The 19,360-nt window shown below is 64.7% G+C and carries 10 protein-coding genes; 6 read left to right on the top strand and 4 right to left on the bottom strand.

Annotated elements, in window-relative coordinates; translation table 11 throughout:
• Window positions 1-18: 18 nt before the first annotated feature.
• The 5 genes from CWS72_RS22180 (at window position 19) to CWS72_RS22165 (ending at window position 12,450) form a co-directional block, all read left to right on the top strand.
• Window positions 19-9,087 (top strand): cadherin-like domain-containing protein, encoded by a 9,069-nt coding sequence (locus CWS72_RS22180; RefSeq protein ID WP_206747706.1) that lies wholly within the window; start codon window positions 19-21, stop codon window positions 9,085-9,087.
• Between the two features lie 51 nt (window positions 9,088-9,138).
• Window positions 9,139-10,545 carry a tetratricopeptide repeat protein gene (locus CWS72_RS22175; RefSeq protein ID WP_338056216.1) on the top strand — a complete coding sequence of 469 codons (1,407 nt, stop codon included), beginning with the start codon at window positions 9,139-9,141 and terminating at the stop codon, window positions 10,543-10,545.
• Between the two features lie 7 nt (window positions 10,546-10,552).
• Window positions 10,553-11,470 carry a hypothetical protein gene (locus tag CWS72_RS22170; protein ID WP_101252831.1) on the top strand — a complete coding sequence of 306 codons (918 nt, stop codon included), beginning with the start codon at window positions 10,553-10,555 and terminating at the stop codon, window positions 11,468-11,470.
• A 188-nt stretch (window positions 11,471-11,658) separates the two neighbouring features.
• A complete protein-coding gene (locus CWS72_RS27925; protein ID WP_158240777.1) occupies window positions 11,659-11,823 on the top strand; it encodes a helix-turn-helix domain-containing protein in 165 nt (54 codons plus the stop codon).
• 156 nt (window positions 11,824-11,979) lie between these two features.
• Complete coding sequence (locus tag CWS72_RS22165; RefSeq protein WP_146002837.1) at window positions 11,980-12,450, top strand: hypothetical protein; 471 nt, start codon at window positions 11,980-11,982, stop codon at window positions 12,448-12,450.
• Between the two features lie 51 nt (window positions 12,451-12,501).
• On the opposite strand, the gene CWS72_RS22160 is transcribed toward CWS72_RS22165, so the two are convergent.
• Entirely contained in the window at window positions 12,502-13,584 is a 1,083-nt protein-coding gene (locus CWS72_RS22160; protein WP_101252829.1) for a tartrate dehydrogenase, read from the bottom strand.
• Window positions 13,585-13,698: 114 nt separating this feature from the next.
• Between CWS72_RS22160 and CWS72_RS22155 the strand changes: the two genes are divergently transcribed.
• The gene (locus CWS72_RS22155) at window positions 13,699-14,622 is read left to right on the top strand and encodes a LysR family transcriptional regulator (RefSeq protein WP_101252828.1); all 924 of its coding nucleotides are present in this window, start codon (window positions 13,699-13,701) and stop codon (window positions 14,620-14,622) included.
• A 751-nt stretch (window positions 14,623-15,373) separates the two neighbouring features.
• Here the strand turns inward: CWS72_RS22155 and CWS72_RS22150 are convergent.
• The 3 genes from CWS72_RS22150 to CWS72_RS22140 form a co-directional block, all read right to left on the bottom strand.
• Window positions 15,374-16,273, bottom strand: a complete 900-nt coding sequence (locus CWS72_RS22150) for an alpha/beta fold hydrolase (protein WP_101252827.1) — start codon at window positions 16,271-16,273, stop codon at window positions 15,374-15,376.
• A gap of 109 nt (window positions 16,274-16,382) precedes the next feature.
• Window positions 16,383-18,281, bottom strand: a complete 1,899-nt coding sequence (locus CWS72_RS22145) for a TRAP transporter large permease (RefSeq protein ID WP_101252826.1) — start codon at window positions 18,279-18,281, stop codon at window positions 16,383-16,385.
• A complete protein-coding gene (locus tag CWS72_RS22140) occupies window positions 18,262-19,278 on the bottom strand; it encodes a TRAP transporter substrate-binding protein (protein ID WP_101252840.1) in 1,017 nt (338 codons plus the stop codon). The genes CWS72_RS22145 and CWS72_RS22140 overlap by 20 nt, the downstream gene beginning before the upstream one ends.
• Window positions 19,279-19,360 lie beyond the last annotated feature (82 nt).

The raw sequence follows: 19,360 nt of genomic DNA, 5'->3' as shown, positions 1-19,360 counted from the left end.
TTCGAATCGGGCGGCGTGGTGGCGCCGATCACCAACATCACCCAGACGGTCTCCGAGTTCCTGAACGCCGGGGCGACGCCGGGAAAATACGCCGACGGACTGGCGGCGCTGACGCAGGCCGGGGCGACGGCTTTCACCGCGCAGACGGCGTTGATCGATCCCACCACCGGGGTTTCCTATTGGAACGAGATCATGGTGTGGAACGATGCCAATGCCAACGGCGTCAGCGATGCGGGCGAAGTGGTCAGCCTGGACAGCCTGGGCATCACCTCGATTTCCCTGGCGGGGTCGGGTAATCAGGGCGAGTCGATCAATGGCAGCAGCGTTACCAACCGCACCACCTACACCAAAAGCGACGGCAGCGTGAACCAGGCCGCCGCGGTGAACTTCCAGAACGACAGCATCGGCAATATCACCACCACTGTGACCGGCGGCGTGGTCATCACCTCGCTGTCCGAAGGCGGGCCGACCCAGGCCACCACCTTCGTCGCCCAGAACGCCACGGCGCACAGCTACCTCATCTCGGGCGGCAAATTGATCGACCAGACCACCGGAACGACGGTTGCCACCGCGATCACGGCGGCGCTGAGCTCATCGCGGAACGACGTCATCACGGTGGCCTCCAGCGACACCGGAACCTACTGGCTGGGCGGCGGCAGCGGGGCCGATACCTTGACCGGCGGCGGCGGCACCAATGTGTTCCTGGTCAATCCCAATACGGTGGTGCATGGCGGCACCGGGGCCAACAGCTTCAACATCGCCAAGGTGATCGGCACCCGGGGCGTCACCATCGACATGGCCAAGGACTATCTGCAGGAAGTGATCGGCGGTTCGGGCGGCGACGTCATCAATGCCTCGGGCACCACCTGGAACGTCTTCATCCAGGGGGGCTCCGGCAATAATATCATCATCGGGGGCGCGGCCGCCGACGCCATCGCGGGCGGCACCGGCGACGATCTGATCGAACTGGGCTCGGGCGGCGGGGTGGTGCATGCGGGGTCGGGCAACGACGTCATCTACGGCGGCTCGGGCAGCACGGCGGGCAAGCCCAACAGCGACGTCATCTTCGCCGGTCCCGGCAACGATATCGTCACCCTGGGCAGCGACAATGCCGAGGTCTATGTCGGTGCCGGCGCCTTGACGGTGATCGGCAAGGCCGGGGCCTTCTCGGTGGTCGGTTTCCACGGGTCCTATGCCGACTACACGCTCTCCCACAATGCCGACGGCACTCTCACGGTGACCAACATCGGCAACAGGGACGGCGACGGCACGGTGACCATGAAGAACGTCACCGATCTGGATTTCAAGGACATCGCCCAGGTGCCGGTGGCCAGCACGGCGGGCATGCCGGTTCCTGATTCCCTCAACACCGGCAATGCCGCCCAGGTGACGACGAACGCCGCCGGGCAATATGTGATCAGCGCCGCCACGCTGCTTTCCAACGACATCGATTACGCCGGTAACACCCTTTCGATCCGCCAGTTGCTCTCCAGCAGCGGCGCGGCCATCGCCCGCGGGGCGTCGGGCCAGGTGACGGGCGGCACGGCGGCCTTGTCGGCCGACGGTGCCACCATCACCTTCACGCCCGCCGCGGGGTTCAACGGGCTGATGAGCTTCCGCTACAATATCGAGGACAACAAGGGCAACAACGGCGCGCTGGTCGAACAGGTCGGCACCACCAACACCGCCGAGATGTCGGCCACGGTGTATCTGAACACGCCGGCGCAGCCGACCGACACGCTGTTCGACAGCGAATGGTTCTTGACGGCCGCCAGCGTCATCCCGGTGTGGAAGGATTACACCGGGGCCGGGGTGACGGTGGCGGTGTTCGATCCCTCCGGCAATGTCGATTTTAGCAACCCCGATCTGGCCGCCAACGCCGGAAGCTCGGTCAAGATCGACGGCACGCCGGGGGTCGAGCAGTTGGGGACCCATGCGACGCTGGTCGCCGGCGTCATCGGGGCGGCCCGGGACGGCAGCGGCGCCGTCGGCGTGGCCTATGGGGCGACCATCGACAGCGTGGCGATTCCCGATGCCTTCACCAATGCGCAGGCGGTTTTGTCGAGTCTCGCCGGCTGGGCGAATTATGACATCGTCAATAACAGCTGGGGGTGGACACAACCCTTTACGGACTATTTCGCCTATAATTACACCAGTGTCACCGAAGGGGCATTCCGCAACGCCGTGACGACAGGCCGCGACGGATTGGGAACGATCCTGGTGTTCGCCGGCGGCAACGATCGCGCTGGCGGCGAGACCACCAACGATCAGGAGATGACCAGTTCGCTCTACGGCATCACGGTGGGGGGCATCAACGCCACCGCCGACCTGGGCTCGCTGGTCCCGGCCGGACGGCCCTTCAGCAATCCAGGCAGCTCGATCCTGGTCTCCGCCCCGGCCAACAACATCACCTCCGACGGCGTCACCTTCGTCAACGACTTCGGGCAGACCTTCGGGGCCGACACCCAGACTGCGGCCGGCACCTCCTTCGCCACGCCGATCGTCTCGGGCATCGTTGCCTTGATGCTGGAAGCCAATCCCAACCTGGGATACCGCGACGTCCAGCAGATTCTGGCCTATTCGGCCGATAAGGTGAACGATCCGACGCCGACCTCGACCGATCCCTACAATGTCTGGAAGTCCAACACCGCCACCAACTGGAACGGGACGGGCCTGCATTACAGTTCGGATTACGGTTTCGGCGAGGTGGACGCGCGGGCCGCCGTGCGCCTGGCGGAAACTTGGCAAGGCCAGAAAACCTACGGCAATTTGCAGCAGTCGGCTTGGCAGAACTCCGCCGTCGTCTCACTGCCGACGTCCTATACCTTCACGTTCGACTCTTCCGGTCATATAATCAGCGCCACGCCGAACTATAATTATTTCGAGGCGATTTCACCGACCCCCGGCATCCAGATCGAGCATATCCAGATCGCGATCGACATGGATATCACCCTGCATCCGCTCAACGATACGCGGATCGTGCTGAGCCGTCTCCGCAGTGTCTCCACCAATCCAGCTTATCGCGAGACGGACTCTTTCACCCTCTTCGATGGTGAAAACACCACGCCCTCGACGAACGACGAATACACCTCGTCCGACGGGCACACGCATCTGCTCTTCACTTACGGAACCAATCAATATCTCGGCGAGAACACCGGCAATGATTATTGGGATCTGAATTTCATCCAGAAATCGACGGGGAATTATTATTCCAGTTATCCCCAGTTCAAAATGCAGTTCAGCGGCTCGGCAACCGGCGGCACGCAGCAATGGATCTTCACCGACGAGATCGCCGCCAATGCCGCGATCACCCCGGTGACGGCGAGCGACAGCTTCAACGCATCCGCCGCGACCGGCAACAACGTCATCGACCTGCGCAGCGGAACGTCGGATTCGGTCATCGACGGCCATGTGGTGACGGTCAACGGCAATCTGGGCGAGGGCTTCGGCGGCGACGGCAACGACATCCTGATCGCCAATGCGGCGGGGGATCTGCTTTATGGCGGGCGTGGCAACGACACGCTGATCGGCGGGGCCGGCAACGACACGCTGGACGGCGGCCAGGGCAACGACACGCTGATCGGTGGTGGCGGGGGTGATGCTTACGACTTTAACGCCAATTATGGCCAGGACGTCATCGTCAACGGCAATGGCAGCGGTGCCGCCAGCGGCCTGCTCATGCTGGGCGCCGGGCTGGATGCCGCCAGTAAGGTCGCGTTGACGCCGAACGACCTGTGGTTCTCTCGATCCGGCAACAGCCTGATCATCCAGGAGTTGGGCACCACAGCCCAGGTGACGGTACAGAACTGGTTCGCCGCGACCGCCTCCGAACTGCAGTCCCTGGTCCTGGCCGACGGTTCGCGGATCGGCACGGCGGCCATCACCGCACTCGCCACCGCGATGGCCGCCTATCAGGCCGCCAATCCCAGCTTCGACCCACGGACCGCGACCGCCCTGCCGACCGATCCGACACTCGGCTCGGCACTCGATACCAATTGGGCGCGGACCATCACCGGCACCGGCGGCAATGATCTGCTGGACGACGGCGGCATCGGCAATGTCACCCTGGTCGGCGGAGGTGGCAACGACACTTACGATTTCAACGCCGGCTATGGACAGGATGTCATCGTCAACGGCCTATCCGGCAATGCCGGGCCGAGCGGCACGCTGCAGCTTGGCGCCGGCCTGACGCCGGGCGATCTGTGGTTCGTCCGGTCGGGCGACGATCTCGTTGTCCAAGCGCTGGGCACCGCGGACCAGGCGACCGTCAAGGGCTGGTTCGCCGGTAACACGGCCGAGCTTTCGAGCATCGCGGCAGGTGACGGCTCGACCATCGGCACGGCGGCCATCAACCAGCTGCAGGCGGCGATGGCGGCCTGGCAGTCGGCCAATCCGGGATTTTCTCCGCAGACCGCCACCATGCCTGCGGCGCTCTCCGGCGCGTTGGCCAATGGCTGGAATATTTCCATCTTCGGGACGACCGGCAACGATACCCTCGATGCTGGTGGGGCCGGCAACGATACGCTGATCGGCAATGGCGGCAACGATGTCTATCAGTTCAACGCCGGCTATGGCCGGGACGTCATCGTCAATGGAACCGGCAGCGGCGGTCCCGGCGGTACCTTGCAATTGGGCGCCGGGTTGATCCCGGGGGATTTGTGGTTCAGTGCTTCGGGCAACGATCTGGTGATCCAGGTGCTCGGCACGTCGTCCCGGGTAACGGTGCAGAATTGGCTGGCCGCTACGCCGGCCGAGCTCTCGAGCATCGTCGCCGGCGACGGCTCGACCATCGATCCCGCCTCGGTCGGCCGCCTGCTGGCGGCGATGACCGCCTACCAGCAGAGCAATCCGGCATTCGACGCCGCTGCCGCTACGGTCATGCCGGCGGCGATGGTGGCCGTGCTGCCGGACTATTGGTTGGAGATCGGACCAAGCCTGACCGTCCATGCGACCTCCGGTAACGCGGGGGCCGCCATCCCGCTATCGATCATCACGGCGCCGACCGCCCGCGAGGGTCAGGCCGGCATTACGGTCACCATCTCTGGCCTGCCCAATGGTGCGGCGTTGTCGACGGGAACGCAGAACGCCGACGGCAGCTGGACGCTGACGGCTGCGCAACTTTCCGGCCTGACCATGACGGCACCGGCCGGCAGCTTCGCCGGCACTGCCACCTTGGTGGTCACCTCGACGGCGACCGAAAGCGACGGCACCGAGGAATCTCGCTCGGCCGATCTGACCGTGGTCATCGCCGGCGTGGCCTCGGCGCCGACGCTGTCGGTGTCGTCGGCCTCCGGCACCGCCGGGGCGGCGATCCCGTTGACCATTGCCTCGGCGCTGACGGCGACGGACGGAACGGAGTCCCTGGCTCTCAAGATCACCGGCGTGCCAAGTGCGGCCAGCCTGTCGGCGGGGACGCGGAATGCCGACGGCAGTTGGAGTTTGACCCCGGCGCAGTTGACGGACCTGACGCTGAATGCGCCGGCCGCCGGCAGCTTTGCCGGCACCGCCACCCTGACGGTGATCGCGACGGCGACCGAGCCCGACGGCTCAACGGCCTCGACCTCGGCAAGCCTGCCGGTGGTCATCGCGGGCGTCGCTACGGCACCCACCTTGAACGTGCAGACGGCATCGGGCAATGCCGGCACGGCGATCCCGTTGACCATCGCTTCGGGGCTGACCGCCACCGACGGGACCGAAAGCTTGTCGATCACCGTCACCGGCGTGCCCGGCGTGGCCAGCCTGTCGGCCGGTACCAAGAATGCCGACGGCAGTTGGACGCTGACGCCGGTTCAACTTTCCGGTCTGACGCTATCGGCGCCGGCCGGCAGCTTCGCCGGCACGGCGACGCTGACGGTGACCGCGACGGCGACCGAAACCGATGGCTCTACCGCTGCCACCTCGGCCAACTTGCCGGTGGCCATCGCCGGGGTGGCCACGGCGCCGAGCCTGTCGGTGCAGGCGGTGTCGGGTCATGCCGCCAGCCCCATCGGACTGTCCATCGCCTCGGCGCTGACAGCCACCGACGGTGCAGAGAGTCTGGCGATCACCGTCACCGGACTGCCCAGCGGGGCCAGCCTATCGGCCGGGATCAGGAACGCCGATGGCAGCTGGATGCTGACATCGGCACAGCTCGTCGGTTTGACCCTGACCTCGCCGGCCGGTTTGTTCGGCAGCTACAGCTTGGGTGTAACGGCGACGGCGCTGGAGTCCGACGGTTCGCAGGCCACCACAACCGCCCCCTTGGGGGTGACCATCACGGGCCTCGCCACGGCGCCGACCCTTGCTGTGCAAGCCGCGTCAGGCAGTGCCGGTTCCGCCGTCCCACTGGCCATCGCCTCCGCGATCGCGGCGAATGACGGCCACGAGAACCTGTCCATCACTATCGTCGGCGTCCCGGGGATGGCGAGCCTATCGGCCGGTATGAAGAATGCCGACGGCAGTTGGACCTTGACGTCGGCACAACTCGCCGGCCTGACCTTGACGACGCCGGCCGGCAGCTTCGCCGGCACCGCCGCTCTGACGGTGACGGCAACCGAGAGTGACAGCCTCGACGGGTCCGTCGCCTCCACTTCGGCCAATCTTCCGCTCACCATCTTGGGCGTTGCCACGGCGCCGACGCTGTCGGTGCAGAACGCTTCGGGCAATGCCGGGGGGGCGATTCCATTGGCGATCACATCCGCACTGACGGCGACGGACGGGGCGGAAAGCCTGTCGATCACCATCAGCGGTTTGCCCAGCGATGCGACGTTGTCAGCCGGAACGCAGAATGCCGATGGCAGTTGGACCTTGACGCCGGCGCAGTTGCAGGGGCTGGCGCTGAATGTGCCGAGTGGAACCGCCACAGGTACGTTCAATCTCACCACGACGGCGACGGCGACGGAGACGGATGGGTCGACAGCGACGACCATGGTGACGCTGCCGGTGCTCGTCAATCCGCCGGGCTTTATCCTGACGACGGCAGGAAGCGGCGTTGTGCTCCAAGGTGGATCGGGCAATGACACGCTGATCTCAAGCGGGGGAGGGTGGACGGGGGGTAACACGCTGATCGCAGGGAGCGGAACGGATACGCTTTTGTCCAGCGGTTCCAACGACACGCTGATCGCCGGCATTGGTGCGACCGAAGCGCTTTTGTCCAGTGGTTATCGCAACACGCTGATTGGAGGAAGCGGAACGGACGTGCTGTCGTCAAGTGGCCGTTACAATACGCTGATCGCCGGCATCGGTGCGACCGAAGTGCTTTCGTCCAGCGGTTCCAACGACACGCTGATTGGCGGAAGCGGGGCGGACATGCTGTCGTCAAACGGCCATCACAATACACTGATTGCCGGGAGCGGGAGAGGCACGCTGGTGTCGAGCGGGAGCTTCGACACACTTATCGGCAACGCCGGCGGTAATTTGCTGGAAGTGATGGGCGGGAGCGATGCGGCCGCCTGCTATGCGCTGAACAATGTCGTCGTCAATTTCACGACTGGAAGAGCTCAGGTGAATGGTGCCATCGTCGGTGACACTCTGGTGGGAATTACGGCGGCGGCAGCCTATGGCAGCAAGGACACGTTGATCGGAGGAACGGGACTCACGACGCTTATCAGCGATGTGGCCGGCAATACGCTGATTGCCGGAAGCGGGCAAACGATAGCGTCCTATGGTGATTCCGGCATCACCGTGGATTTGGCCACGGGCAAAGCCACGAAATATGGAGCAACCACCAGTGATACCCTGGTAGGGATCGTCATCGCGTCGAGTTCTGGTATTTCCAATACGTTGATCGCGGGGGGCGGGGTGGACACCCTCTTGTCCAGCGGCGGCAACAATACGCTGATCGCGGCCGCCGGTACGGCAGCCGTGCTGGCATCGAGCGGCCACAGCGATACCCTGATCGGCAATGGCGCCGGGACCACCCTTATCGAGATCACTGGCGGGTCCGTTGCCACAGCGGCCTATGTGCTTGACGATGTGACTGTCAATCTCGACATGGGAACCGCCTCAATGAACGGAAGCGGTGTGGCCGATACCTTGATCGGGATTACTGTCGCGGCCGCCTACGGACGAGACGATACGCTGATCGGCGAGGCCGACAACGACACGCTGATCGGCAACGGGTCTGGCAGCACTCTCGTGGGGACGGCAGGTCGGACAGAGGCCTATTACGGCAACACATCCGTAACCAAGCCACTTCTTGTCGATTTGGCGGCGGGGACCGCGACGGAGTTCGGCGGTACCAATGACAGACTGATTGGAATTACCAAAGTGGAACTTGGGGGCGTCGAGGGGACCTTGATCGGCGGCAGCGGCGCGGATGTATTATTGTCGTCCGGTTCTTCAAACCTTCTTATCGGCGGCAGCGGCTCGGATACGCTTTGGTCGCATGGAGATAGCGACACGCTGATCGCCGGGACCGGTACGGACACGCTGTGGTCCCAAGGGGTGGGTAATACCCTGGTCGGTGGGGTTGGCCCGAATATCTTGACGTCGATAGGATGGAACGACACCTTGATCGCCGGAAGCGGCACGGACACGCTGTGGTCCGCAGGATTGGACAATACCCTGGTCGGTGGGGCCGGGCCGAATATATTGATATCGGCGGGATCGACCGACACGTTGTTTGCCGGTAGTGGAACCGATACGCTGCTGTCGAGCGGTTGGATGAATACCCTGGTGGCTGGTGCCGGGGCCACCACGATGGTGGTCACGGGTGCCGATGCCTATTCGTCTTATTTCGAGTACTCAAGAGGGGATGGCGCCGCGACGATCCAGAACAGAACAGGCATTGGGAGTGGCGAACTCGACTTTGCTCCTGGCATTACTGACGACCAGCTCTGGTTCACGCAATCCGGCAACGACTTGCAAATCGACGTTATGGGAAGCAGCAGCGAGGTGACCGTCAGCAACTGGTTCGCCGGCACCGGCAACCAGCTTTCGGAAATCACCGCCGGCGGTCTGAAGATCGACGGCCAGATTGCTCAACTGGTGCAGGCGATGGCGGTCTATTCGGCCAATCATCCCGGCTTTGCGCCGGGCGCCCTGGCCAACACCCGGGCACCGAGCGATCCGGTGCTGCAGGGCGCCATCGCCGCCGCTTGGCATTGAGCGAGGGGCGACGATGACCGACGATTATGACGTGGGCGAGGTTCTCACCGGCTGCGCTCCCCGGTAGCGGCCAAGGGGGCTCTTCTTCACCCGAGAAGCCCGCCCATTCCCTCGTCGCCCGAGGCCTTTGCCCAAGCGGCGGCCTTGCACGGCGCCGGCAAATTCGCCGAGGCCGAGGCCGTGCTCAGGGAGGCGATCGCCAAGGATCCCGGCAATTCCGACCTGCGCAATGCCAGGGGCGTCATGTTCGCCGCCCTGGGCCGTCATCTCGATGCCTTGTGGTGCTACCGCGACGCCATCGCCTGCGACCCCTTGGGCGCCGGCATCTGGACCAATCTCGGCAACACCCTGACCAATCTCAAATATCTGAAAAGCGCGGTGGCGGCGCACCGCCGCGCCATCGCCCTGGCCAAGAGCGACGACGCGCTCTTGTGGCAGAACCTGGGCTCGGCCCTGGCCGAGGCCGGTTTGCATGGCGAGGCGGTGACCGCCTTCAGCCGGGCCCTGTCCATCGATCCGGCCCGTCACATGGCGCGCTGGGACCGGGGGCGCAGCTATCTCTATCTCGGCAATTACGCCCAGGCCTGGCCCGACTACGAGGCCCGCCGCGTCACCGGGCAACTGCCGCCGAAGACGCTGCCGGGCGAGTCCTGGGCCGGCCAGCCTTACGCCGGCAAACGCCTGGTGCTGGTGGTCGAACAGGGATTCGGCGACACCTTGTGGGCGGCCCGTTATCTGGCCCGCGTCAAGGCCCTGGGCGGCGAACTGGTGATGGAATGCCAGGCCGAGCTGATCCCCCTGATCGACGGCATGGGGGTGGCCGACCGGCTGATCCCGCGCGACCAGCCGCTGCCCGAGGCCGACTATCATTGCTATCTGTGCAGCCTGCCCGGATTGTTCACTCCCGATCTGTCCGTCCTGCCGCCGACCCCCTATCTGCAGGCGCCGGCCGGACGGCGGGCCAAGTTCGCCCCGTTGCTGGCCCGGGCCGGCGGACGGCTGAAGGTGGGCATCGTCTGGTCGGGCAGCGTCACCTTCAAGAAGAACAAGGAACGCGCCCAGCCGCTGCTGCGCTTCTTCCTGGGCTTCGCCCTGCCCGGCGTGCAGCTCTACAGCCTGCAGAAAGGCCCGCGTGAGCAGGAACTGCGGGCGCTGCCGCGCGGCGGGCCGATCATCGATCTGTCGCCGCTGATCGATGATTTCGCCGATACGGCCGCCGCCATCGACGGCCTCGACCTGATCGTCATGACCGACAGCGCCGTGGCCCATCTGGCCGGCGCCATGGGCAAGCCGGTGTGGCTGCTGTTGGGCCTGTGGGCCCACTGGCTGTGGCTGATGGAACGTACCGACAGCCCCTGGTATCCCTCCATGCGGCTGTTTCGGCCGCGTGGCGAGGCCGATTGGGATTACGTCTTCGACGCCGCCTCGACGGAACTGATGGCGATGACGCGGGTCTGACGGGGCGATGCGCATCTTGTTTGCCATGCCGCATTATTTCCGCGAGGAAAGCGACCAGGCGCACAACCGGTCGCGCCAGCCGCGGGCGCGGGCCGAGCGGCGGCGTTCCCTGGTCGCCGCCATCGCCGCGCTGCATCAGGCCTTCGGCAACCGGATCTACGGTCTCGATCATCAGGGGGCGGCCGCCTGGCAGGCGGCCCCCTCGGTGCGTCATGACATCGACATCGTCGTCTGTACTGCCGGCGAAGATCATCTGCTGGGTGAATTGCCCTGGCTAACACCGTTCTATCGGCAGCATGCGGCGGCGGTGGAGCCTGCCATGCTGGGGTTCGAATGCCATCGCCTGCTGGGCGAGGCGATCGGACACTATGATTACTACGGCTATATCGAAGACGATATCGCCGTCATCGATCCGCTGTTTTTCCGCAAGCGCCGGCTGTTCGATCGTCAGTTCGGGCCGGAGGCGCTGCTGCAGCCCAATCGCTGCGAAGTCCGCCCGGACGGGCCGGTGCAGAAGCTCTACGTCGATTACCATCTGCGTCCGGAGCTCACCGCTCCTCATCAGGACGTGACGGACCGCCCTCGCCTGCAGATGCCCTTCATCGACGAGACGATCCAGTTGGAACGGACCAGCTACCCTTCGGCCGGATGCTTTTTCCTGAGCGACGCGCAAGTTCGAATGTGGACGGAGGGGCCTCATTTTCGGGACGGCGACGTTTCCTACATGGGGCCGCTCGATTCGGCAGCCACCTTGTCGGTGATGAAGACCTTTCGCATCTATAAGCCGGTGCTCGACCAGGCCTGGTTCCTTGAGGTCCTGCATCTATCGCCGCGTTGGATCAATGGGGGCGAAGTCCGCTTGATGCCGCGTGACGAGCCATTTTCACCCATTCCGCGCCGGACGGTTTGCCGAGACCGCCGATAGTGAACTCGACATATCGTGGCACTTGCCGGAGGGTGCGCCTGTTCGGCCGGGCGGGAATTCCCTCGTCGCGAGACAAACCGCTATTTTGAACTTTCACGGTGACAGCATGGCCAATGAACTGAGCAATAGCACCCTGGCCAATATGCGGCCGGTCCCCCCGGGCCAAGCGCGCCCGTTTGCAGGCCAAGATGAGCCAGGAACAATTTTCGGCAACCTATGGTATTCCGGTGCGGACCCAGCAGGAATGGGAACAGCGTCGCGCCGAGCCTGACGCCGTTGCCGCCGCCTATCTGCGGGCCATCTCCAACGATCCGGTTGCCGTGGCGACGGCCTACGGTCGTACCGCGGCCTAACTGGGCTCTTTTTCGGTTAGTCTTGGCGGGATCCTGCCGCCGAGGCGGCGTTCGTTCCCCGGTTTTGCCGGGGAACGAAGCCTTCTCCTGAATAATGGTTCTGGGCGTTCCATCAGGAGAGTCCAAGGGTGACGCCCAACACTATGGGGAGGATCGATGAACCTGTCTGTCCGTTGGCGGACAAAAGGCGCATTCGCACTGACGTCGTTGGTGACCGTGTGGTTCCTTCTAATCCCTTTGTCGTCAGTTACCGGGATTATCGTGCTGATGGCCCCGGAAACCGTCATGGCCGTGCTCGACACACGGCTGTCCGGCACGGATTTTGCCATCGATATTCGGGAAAAATTACGGCCGGTTTATCCACAAAAGATCGTCATGCCCGGCCTTGAGCCGGGCATCCACGTGCCCGCTTTCAATGACGTCGGTCGATCCATGCAATCATGGATTGCCGGATCAAGTCCGGCAATGACGGTTTTTGGTTGCGGCTATCACTCAAATGCGAGCACAGCACAAACTGTGCCGGACAGCCGTGTGCTCGACACGGCCTACCACGTGGTGGGAGCGAACGACGGAGACTTGTTCGGCGGCGTGGATGCCCGGCTCAAGGCCGGGCATGGCGTCTTTTAAGTGAATCGCGAAACCAAGATATACCGGGCGAGCGGTAACTGACGACAGGCCTTAGCCATGCAAGGCGGCGGCGACGGCTTTGCCGACGTCCTCAGTCTTCGCCGTTCCTTTCAGATCCGGGGTGTGCGGTCCCTCCAGGAGGACCTTTTCCACCGCCGCCATGATGGCGTCGTGCGCCGCCTTGTGGGCGGGGCTGCCGTTGCCCAGGAAATCGAGCATCATGGCGCCCGACCAGATGGCGGCGATCGGATTGGCGATGAACTGTCCGGCGATGTCGGGGGCCGAGCCGTGCACCGGTTCGAACAGCGAGGGGAATTTCCGTTCGGGATTGAGATTGGCCGAGGGGGCGATGCCGATGGTTCCGGTACAGGCCGGGCCGAGATCGGACAGGATGTCGCCGAACAGGTTGGAGGCGACCACTACATCGAAGCGTTCCGGGCTCAGGACGAAGCGGGCGGTCAGGATGTCGATGTGATATTTGTCCCAGCGAACTTTCGGATAGTCCTTGGCCATCGCTTCGACCCGCTCGTCCCAATAGGGCATGCTGATGGCGATGCCGTTCGACTTGGTCGCCGAGGTCAGATGCGCCTTCGGCCGGCTGGCGGCCAGATCGAAGGCGAATTTCAGGACGCGATCGACCCCGGTGCGGGTGAAGACGGCCTCCTGGAGGACGAACTCGCGCTCGGTGCCTTCGAACATTCTGCCGCCGACCGTCGAATATTCGCCCTCGGTGTTCTCGCGCACGATCCACATGTCGATGTCGCCGGGTTTGCGGCCGGCCAGGGGCGAGGGCACGCCGGGCATCAGGCGGGCCGGGCGGAGATTGACATATTGGTCGAAGCCGCGGCGGAACTGGATCAGCGAGCCCCACAGGGACACATGGTCGGGGACCACGGCCGGCCAGCCGACGGCGCCGAAATAGATGGCTTCAAAACCGCGCAAGCGGTCGAACCAGTCCTCCGGCATCATGCGGCCGTGCCGGGTATAGTAGTCGGCGCTGGCCCAATCGAGCGGCACGAGGTCGAGGGCGATGCCGAATTTCCGGGCCGCCGCCTCGATAACCCGGACGCCCTCGGGCATGACCTCCCGGCCGATGCCGTCGCCTGGAATGACTGCGATCTTATGTGGGGCCATGTTTTTCCTCCCGTGACGCTTCTGTTCCGGCCGATGCCGAATTTCCCATGATGATGGTAATTGATTTCCAGGAAGATATAATCGGCAGTCTTGTCAAAGCGGCGATCACGAATCGTGAATAATAAAATCGCTCTCAAGGACTTGTCCTTGTTCGCCACGGTGGCCAGGGTCTCCAGTTTCGCCGCGGCGGCGCGCGGGGAAGGGATGTCGCCGGCCTTCGTCAGCAAACGGATCGCCGTGCTGGAAGACGCGCTCAAGGTTCGTCTGTTCCACCGCACCACCCGCAATGTCAGCCTGACCCAGGAAGGGGCGGAGATGTTGCGCCGCGCCCAGCAGATACTGGACGAGGTCGCGCAGATGTCCGACGCGGTGGCCAGCGCCCAGGCGACGCCGAGCGGCCTTTTGCGCATCAGTTCGAGCGCCGGCTTCGGGCGCAATCAGCTGGCGCCGGCTCTTTCGGAACTGGCCAGGCTGCATCCGCTTCTGCATTTCCAGTTGGAACTGCTCGACCGTCCGGTGGATCTGATCGGCGAGGGTTTCGATCTTGACATCCGGGTGGGCGGATCGCATGAGGCGAGCCTGATCGCCCAGCACCTTGTCCGCAACAGCCGGGTTCTGTGCGCCTCGCCGGCTTATCTGGCCCGGCATGGTACGCCGCGGGCGCTGGAGGATTTGGCGCATCATCGCTGTATCGTCACCCGTGAAAGGGATCTGCCCTTCGGTCTGTGGCGCCTGTCCGGCCCCAAGGGCATGGAAACCGTGAAAGTTCAGGCGCCGCTTTCCTCCAACAACGGGGAAATCGTTCATCAATGGGGCCTCGACGGACATGGCGTCTTCCTTCGCTCGACCTGGGATGTCGGCGAGGAGTTGCGCTCGGGCCGCCTGGTCCGCCTGCTGCCCGACTATCATCAGGCCGCCGACGTCGCGGCGATCTATCCGCAGCGGCTGGAGGGATCGGGCCGCCTGCGCGTCTGCGTGCAGTTCCTGAAGACATGGTTCGCCGCCCATGCCGCCGGTGTGGCGAGGCGTCCCGGATAGGACAGGGTGGTCCATAACGCAGGTGAACCACCAAGGCACCAAGGCGCCAAGGCGTTCCCCGCGAGAGCGGACGGCGGATTGGGTGGACGCGCCGCAGGCGTTCATTCGGTCATCCGGCGCGATGTCGCCGTCCGGACGGGACATGCCTGCGGCGCACTCCGCCGCCTTGGTGTCTTGGTGCCTTGGTGGTTGTCTATCGCCGTGCCGGCACGATGCCGCCGATGTGGCGAGGCGTCCCGGATAGGACAGGGTGGTCCATAACGCAGGTGAACCACCAAGACACCAAGGCGCCAAGGCGTTCCCCGCGAGAGCGGACGGCGGATTAGGCGGACGCGCCGCAGGCGTTCATTCGGTCATCCGGCGCGATGTCGCCGTCCGGACGGGACATGCCTGCGGCGCACTCCGCCGCCTTGGTGCCTTGGTGCCTTGGTGGTTGTCCATCGCCGTGCCGGCACGATGCCGCTGATGTGGCGAGGCGTCCCGGATAGGACAGGGTGGTCCATAACGGTGATGAACCACCAAGACACCAAGGCACCAAGGCGTTCCCCGCGAGAGCGGACGGCGGATTAGGCGGACGCGCCGCAGGCGTTCATTCGGTCATCCGTCGCGACGTCGCCGTCCGGACGGGACATGCCTGCGGCGCACTCCGCCGCCTTGGTGTCTTGGTGCCTTGGTGGTTGTCCATCGCCGGGCCGGCACGATGGCACCGGTGTGGCGCCCGTCGGCCGCAGCCCCTTAAGGTAACCCGGGATCAGTCGGGGGCCTGCAGGAAGGGCAGCAGCTCGGCCAGCAGGGCGTCCGGCGCCTCTTCCTGCAGTAGATGGCCGCAGGGCAGCGCCTTGCCCTGGACGGGACCCGAAGCCTTTTCCCGCCAGGTCGCCAGGACGTCGTAAAGGGCGCCCACCGTTCCCAGGGCTCCCCACAGGGCGAGCAGCGGCGCGGTGACGCGCTTTTCTCCGTCGGCGCGGTCGTGGTCGAGATCGATGCCGGCCGCCGCGCGGTAATCCTCGCAGATGGCGTGAATGGTCGCCGGATTGTCGTAGCAGCGCAGATATTCCCGCCGCAGGGCCGCGGTGGGGATGCCCGGCGTCCCGCTTTGCCCGTCCAGATGCCTGTCCAGGAAGAAAGCCGGATCGGCGCCGATCATGCGTTCCGGCAGGTCGAAGGGCTGGATCAGGAAGAACCACCAGAAATAACGGGTGGCGAATTCCTTGTCGGTCTTCGCATACATGGTGGCGGTGGGGGCGATGTCGAGCACGGCCAGCCGGCGGACGGCGGTGGGATGATCGAGCGCCATGCGATGGGCGACGCGTCCGCCGCGATCATGGCCGACCACGGCGAAACGCTCGAAGCCCAGGGCGCGCATCACGCGCACCTGATCGGCGGCCATCGCGCGCTTCGAATAATTGACGTGGTCTTCGCCGCCATAGGGCTTGTCGGAATCGCCGTAGCCGCGCAGATCGCAGGCCACCACCGTGAAGCCGGCGGCAAGCAGGGCGGGGGCGACGGCGTGCCAGGTGGCGTGGGTCTGGGGATGGCCGTGCAGCAACAGAACCGGCGGCCCGTTGCCGGCGATGGCCGCATGGATCGTCACCTCGCCGGCCAGGATGTCTCGTCCGATGAAGCCTTGCAGGAACTCAGGTGCCGTCATGGGGGGCGCTCCTCGTCTGTGCGAGGGGACAGAGTGCCATTGCCGACATCGGGAAAAAAGAGCGGTGACGCCGGCCGGGTAGGCCGACGTCACCTTTGATGGGCTGTTCTCAGAACCCCGGCAGGGCCAGCCAGGGCACGCAGGCGACGATGATGGCGGCGATCAGAAGGGCCGCCATATAGGGCCAGCAGGCATGCATGGCCTTCTCGGGATCGACCCGCCCGATGGCGCAGGCCTGATAGAAGCCGATGCCGAGCGGCGGGGTGAACAGGCCCAGGCTCATCGAGAGCACCACCATGATGGCATAGTGGATCTGGTTGATGCCGAAGGCCGCCGCCACCGGGAACAGCAGCGGACCGAACAGGACGATGGCCGGAATACCTTCCAGGACGCTGCCCAGGATGGCGAAGACGACGATGGAAAGGGCGAGGAATCCGGCCCGTCCCCCCGGCACTCCGGCCATGGCGGCCGCCAGTTGCGCCGAAAAGCCGGACTGGGTCAAAGCCCAGGCCATGGCCGTCGCCGTCCCCAAGATGATCAGGATGGCGCCCGAGAGCGACGCCGTCTCGACCAGCAGCGGACCGCAGCGTTTCCAGTGGAAACGACGGTAGATCACCAGGCTCATCAACACCGTATAGACGATGCCGATGGACGACACCTCCGTCGCCGTGGCCACGCCGCTGACCACGGCCCAGCGGATGACCATGGGCAGGATGAGGGCCGGCAGGGCGACGATCAGGGCCTTGCCGATTTCCCGTCCGGATGCCCGGCGGACCTCGCCGACGTCATCCTTGCGCGAACGCATGAAGATGACCGCGACCAGACCCAGGGCGCCGAGCGCCGCCGGCAGCAGGCCGCCGGAGAACAGGCCGGCGATGGAGACGCCGGTCACCGAACCGACGGTGATCAGCACGATGCTGGGCGGAATGGTCTCCGCCATCGCCGCCGAGGACGACAGCAGGCCGATCAGATCGCCCGGCTCCTTGCCGCGCCGCGTCATTTCCGGCAGCAGGACGGGGGCGATGGCCGCCATGTCGGCCGCCTTCGATCCCGAAATGCCCGAAACCAGATACATGGCTCCGACGAGAACATAGGACAGGCCGCCGCGGAGATGTCCGACCAGCGCGGAGAGAAGGGCGACCATGACGGCCGCCAATCCGGTCATCTCGATCAGCAACCCTAAGAAGATGAACAGCGGAATGGACAGCAGCACCAGGGTCGACATGCCCTCGTCCATGCGACTGACGACGACGGAAAGCGGCATGTCGGTCATCATGCCGAGATAGGTAAGCGTGGCGACGCCGAAGGCGATGGCGATCGGCGCTCCCGATATCACCAGGCAGGGGACGATCAGGCCGAAGAACACCAGCAGGTTCCAGTTGCCGATGGTGGAAAGGACCGGTTCGGCGAGCCACAGGCCCAAGGCGACCACTCCCATGATGGCCAGGCTCGCCAGCAGTTCGCGGCCGATGGTCCGTTCGATGACCTGAAGCAGGACGACCAGCAGCATGAGCACGGAGCCGACCAGGATCGCCAGGGCGCGGTAGCTGTCGGGCATATTGAGGGCGGGCGTGGTGATCATCGCCTGATCGGTGGTGTATTCCAGTGCCGGGGCGATGATTTCGATGACGAACAGGGCGACGACCGAAGTCGAGAATGCCTCCAGCCGATGGCGCCATCGCTCGTTGAGACTGGCGGCCAGGGCCCTGAGGCGCATATGCGCGCCCCGGCGCTGGGCGATGACGGCGCCCAGCATGCAGAGCCATAGGAACAGCACGCTGGCCAACTCGTCGCTCCAGACCAGGGGCCGGTTGAGGCCGTAGCGGAAGACGACGCCGGTGAACAGCACGGCGATCTCGGCCACCACCAGGATGGCCGCGGGAACTTCTGTGAGGACGGCCAGCCAACGATTCAAGCGCCCGGCGGCGCGTTGAAGCGCGGTCGGCGCGTCTGCCGATAGGCAGGACGCGCCGACGATCGCCGTCACGTCAGGCGAGCTGACCGACATATTTTTCAAGGAGTGTCCAGGCTTCCGCGCCGAACTTCTCCTTCCACTGCGCATAGAATCCGGCCTTGCGAAGGGTGTCGCGGAAGGCCTGCGGTTCCGGTTTGTTGAAGACCATGCCCAGTCCCTGCAGGTCCGTCTGCACCGACTGATTGAGCTTGGCGATGTCCTGGCGCTGCTGCACGCCGGACTCGTTGATGGCGCGGGCGACGATGGTGCGGATGTCGTCGGGCAGCCGCTTCCAGGTCTTGCCACTGGCGACGAACAGGAAGCCGTCCCAGATGTGGTTGGTCAGCGAGACATATTTCTGCACTTCGTAAAGCTTGGCCGTCTGGATGATCGGCAGCGGGTTTTCCTGCGCGTCGACCACATGGGTCTGCAACGCGGTGTAGACCTCGCTGAACTGCAGGCTGGTCGGCGAGGCCGCCAGGGATTGGAACAGGCTGATGCCCAGGGGGCTGACCGGGACGCGGATCTTGATGCCGGCCAGATCGGCGGGCGTGTTGACCGGCTTCGACGAGGTGGTGATCTGGCGGAAGCCGTTGTCCCAGATCTTCTCCAGGAGATGCAGTCCGACCTTTTCGATGGCGGCGGCGACGAAGGCCCCCAGTTCACCATCCATGGCCGCCCACACCTGTTCGTAATTGGCGAAGGCGAAGCCGACGGCGTTGATCGGCGCCACCGGAACCAGGGTGGCCAGGACCAGGGCGGACGGCGTGAAGAAGTCCAGGGCACCGCTGCGCACCTGGCTCAGCATGTCGGTGTCGCCGCCTAGCTGATTGTTGGGGAAAATGTTGAGCTCCACCTCGCCGTTGGTTTCCTTCTTGATACGCTCCGCCGCTTCGTGCGAGCGGACGTTCAAGGGGTGCGACAGGGGAAGGTTGTTGCCATATTTGAGGCTGATGCGACTCGCCGCATGGGCGCGGATCGCCGGGAATGCCAGTAACGGAGCCGCGGCTGCGGCCCCTGCGATGAATGTGCGGCGGCCTATCGGCGTCATGTTTCTTTCCTCCCTGGTTTTTTTGTTCAGGCTTGGCATCATAACATGAATATTGATACACTACACCGTAAATGATGTTCTG

Source organism: Telmatospirillum siberiense, assembly GCF_002845745.1.
GTDB lineage: Bacteria > Pseudomonadota > Alphaproteobacteria > Rhodospirillales > Magnetospirillaceae > Telmatospirillum > Telmatospirillum siberiense.
Note: the sequence above shows the minus strand (reverse complement) of the source record. Positions and strands in the feature narration are given on the sequence as shown.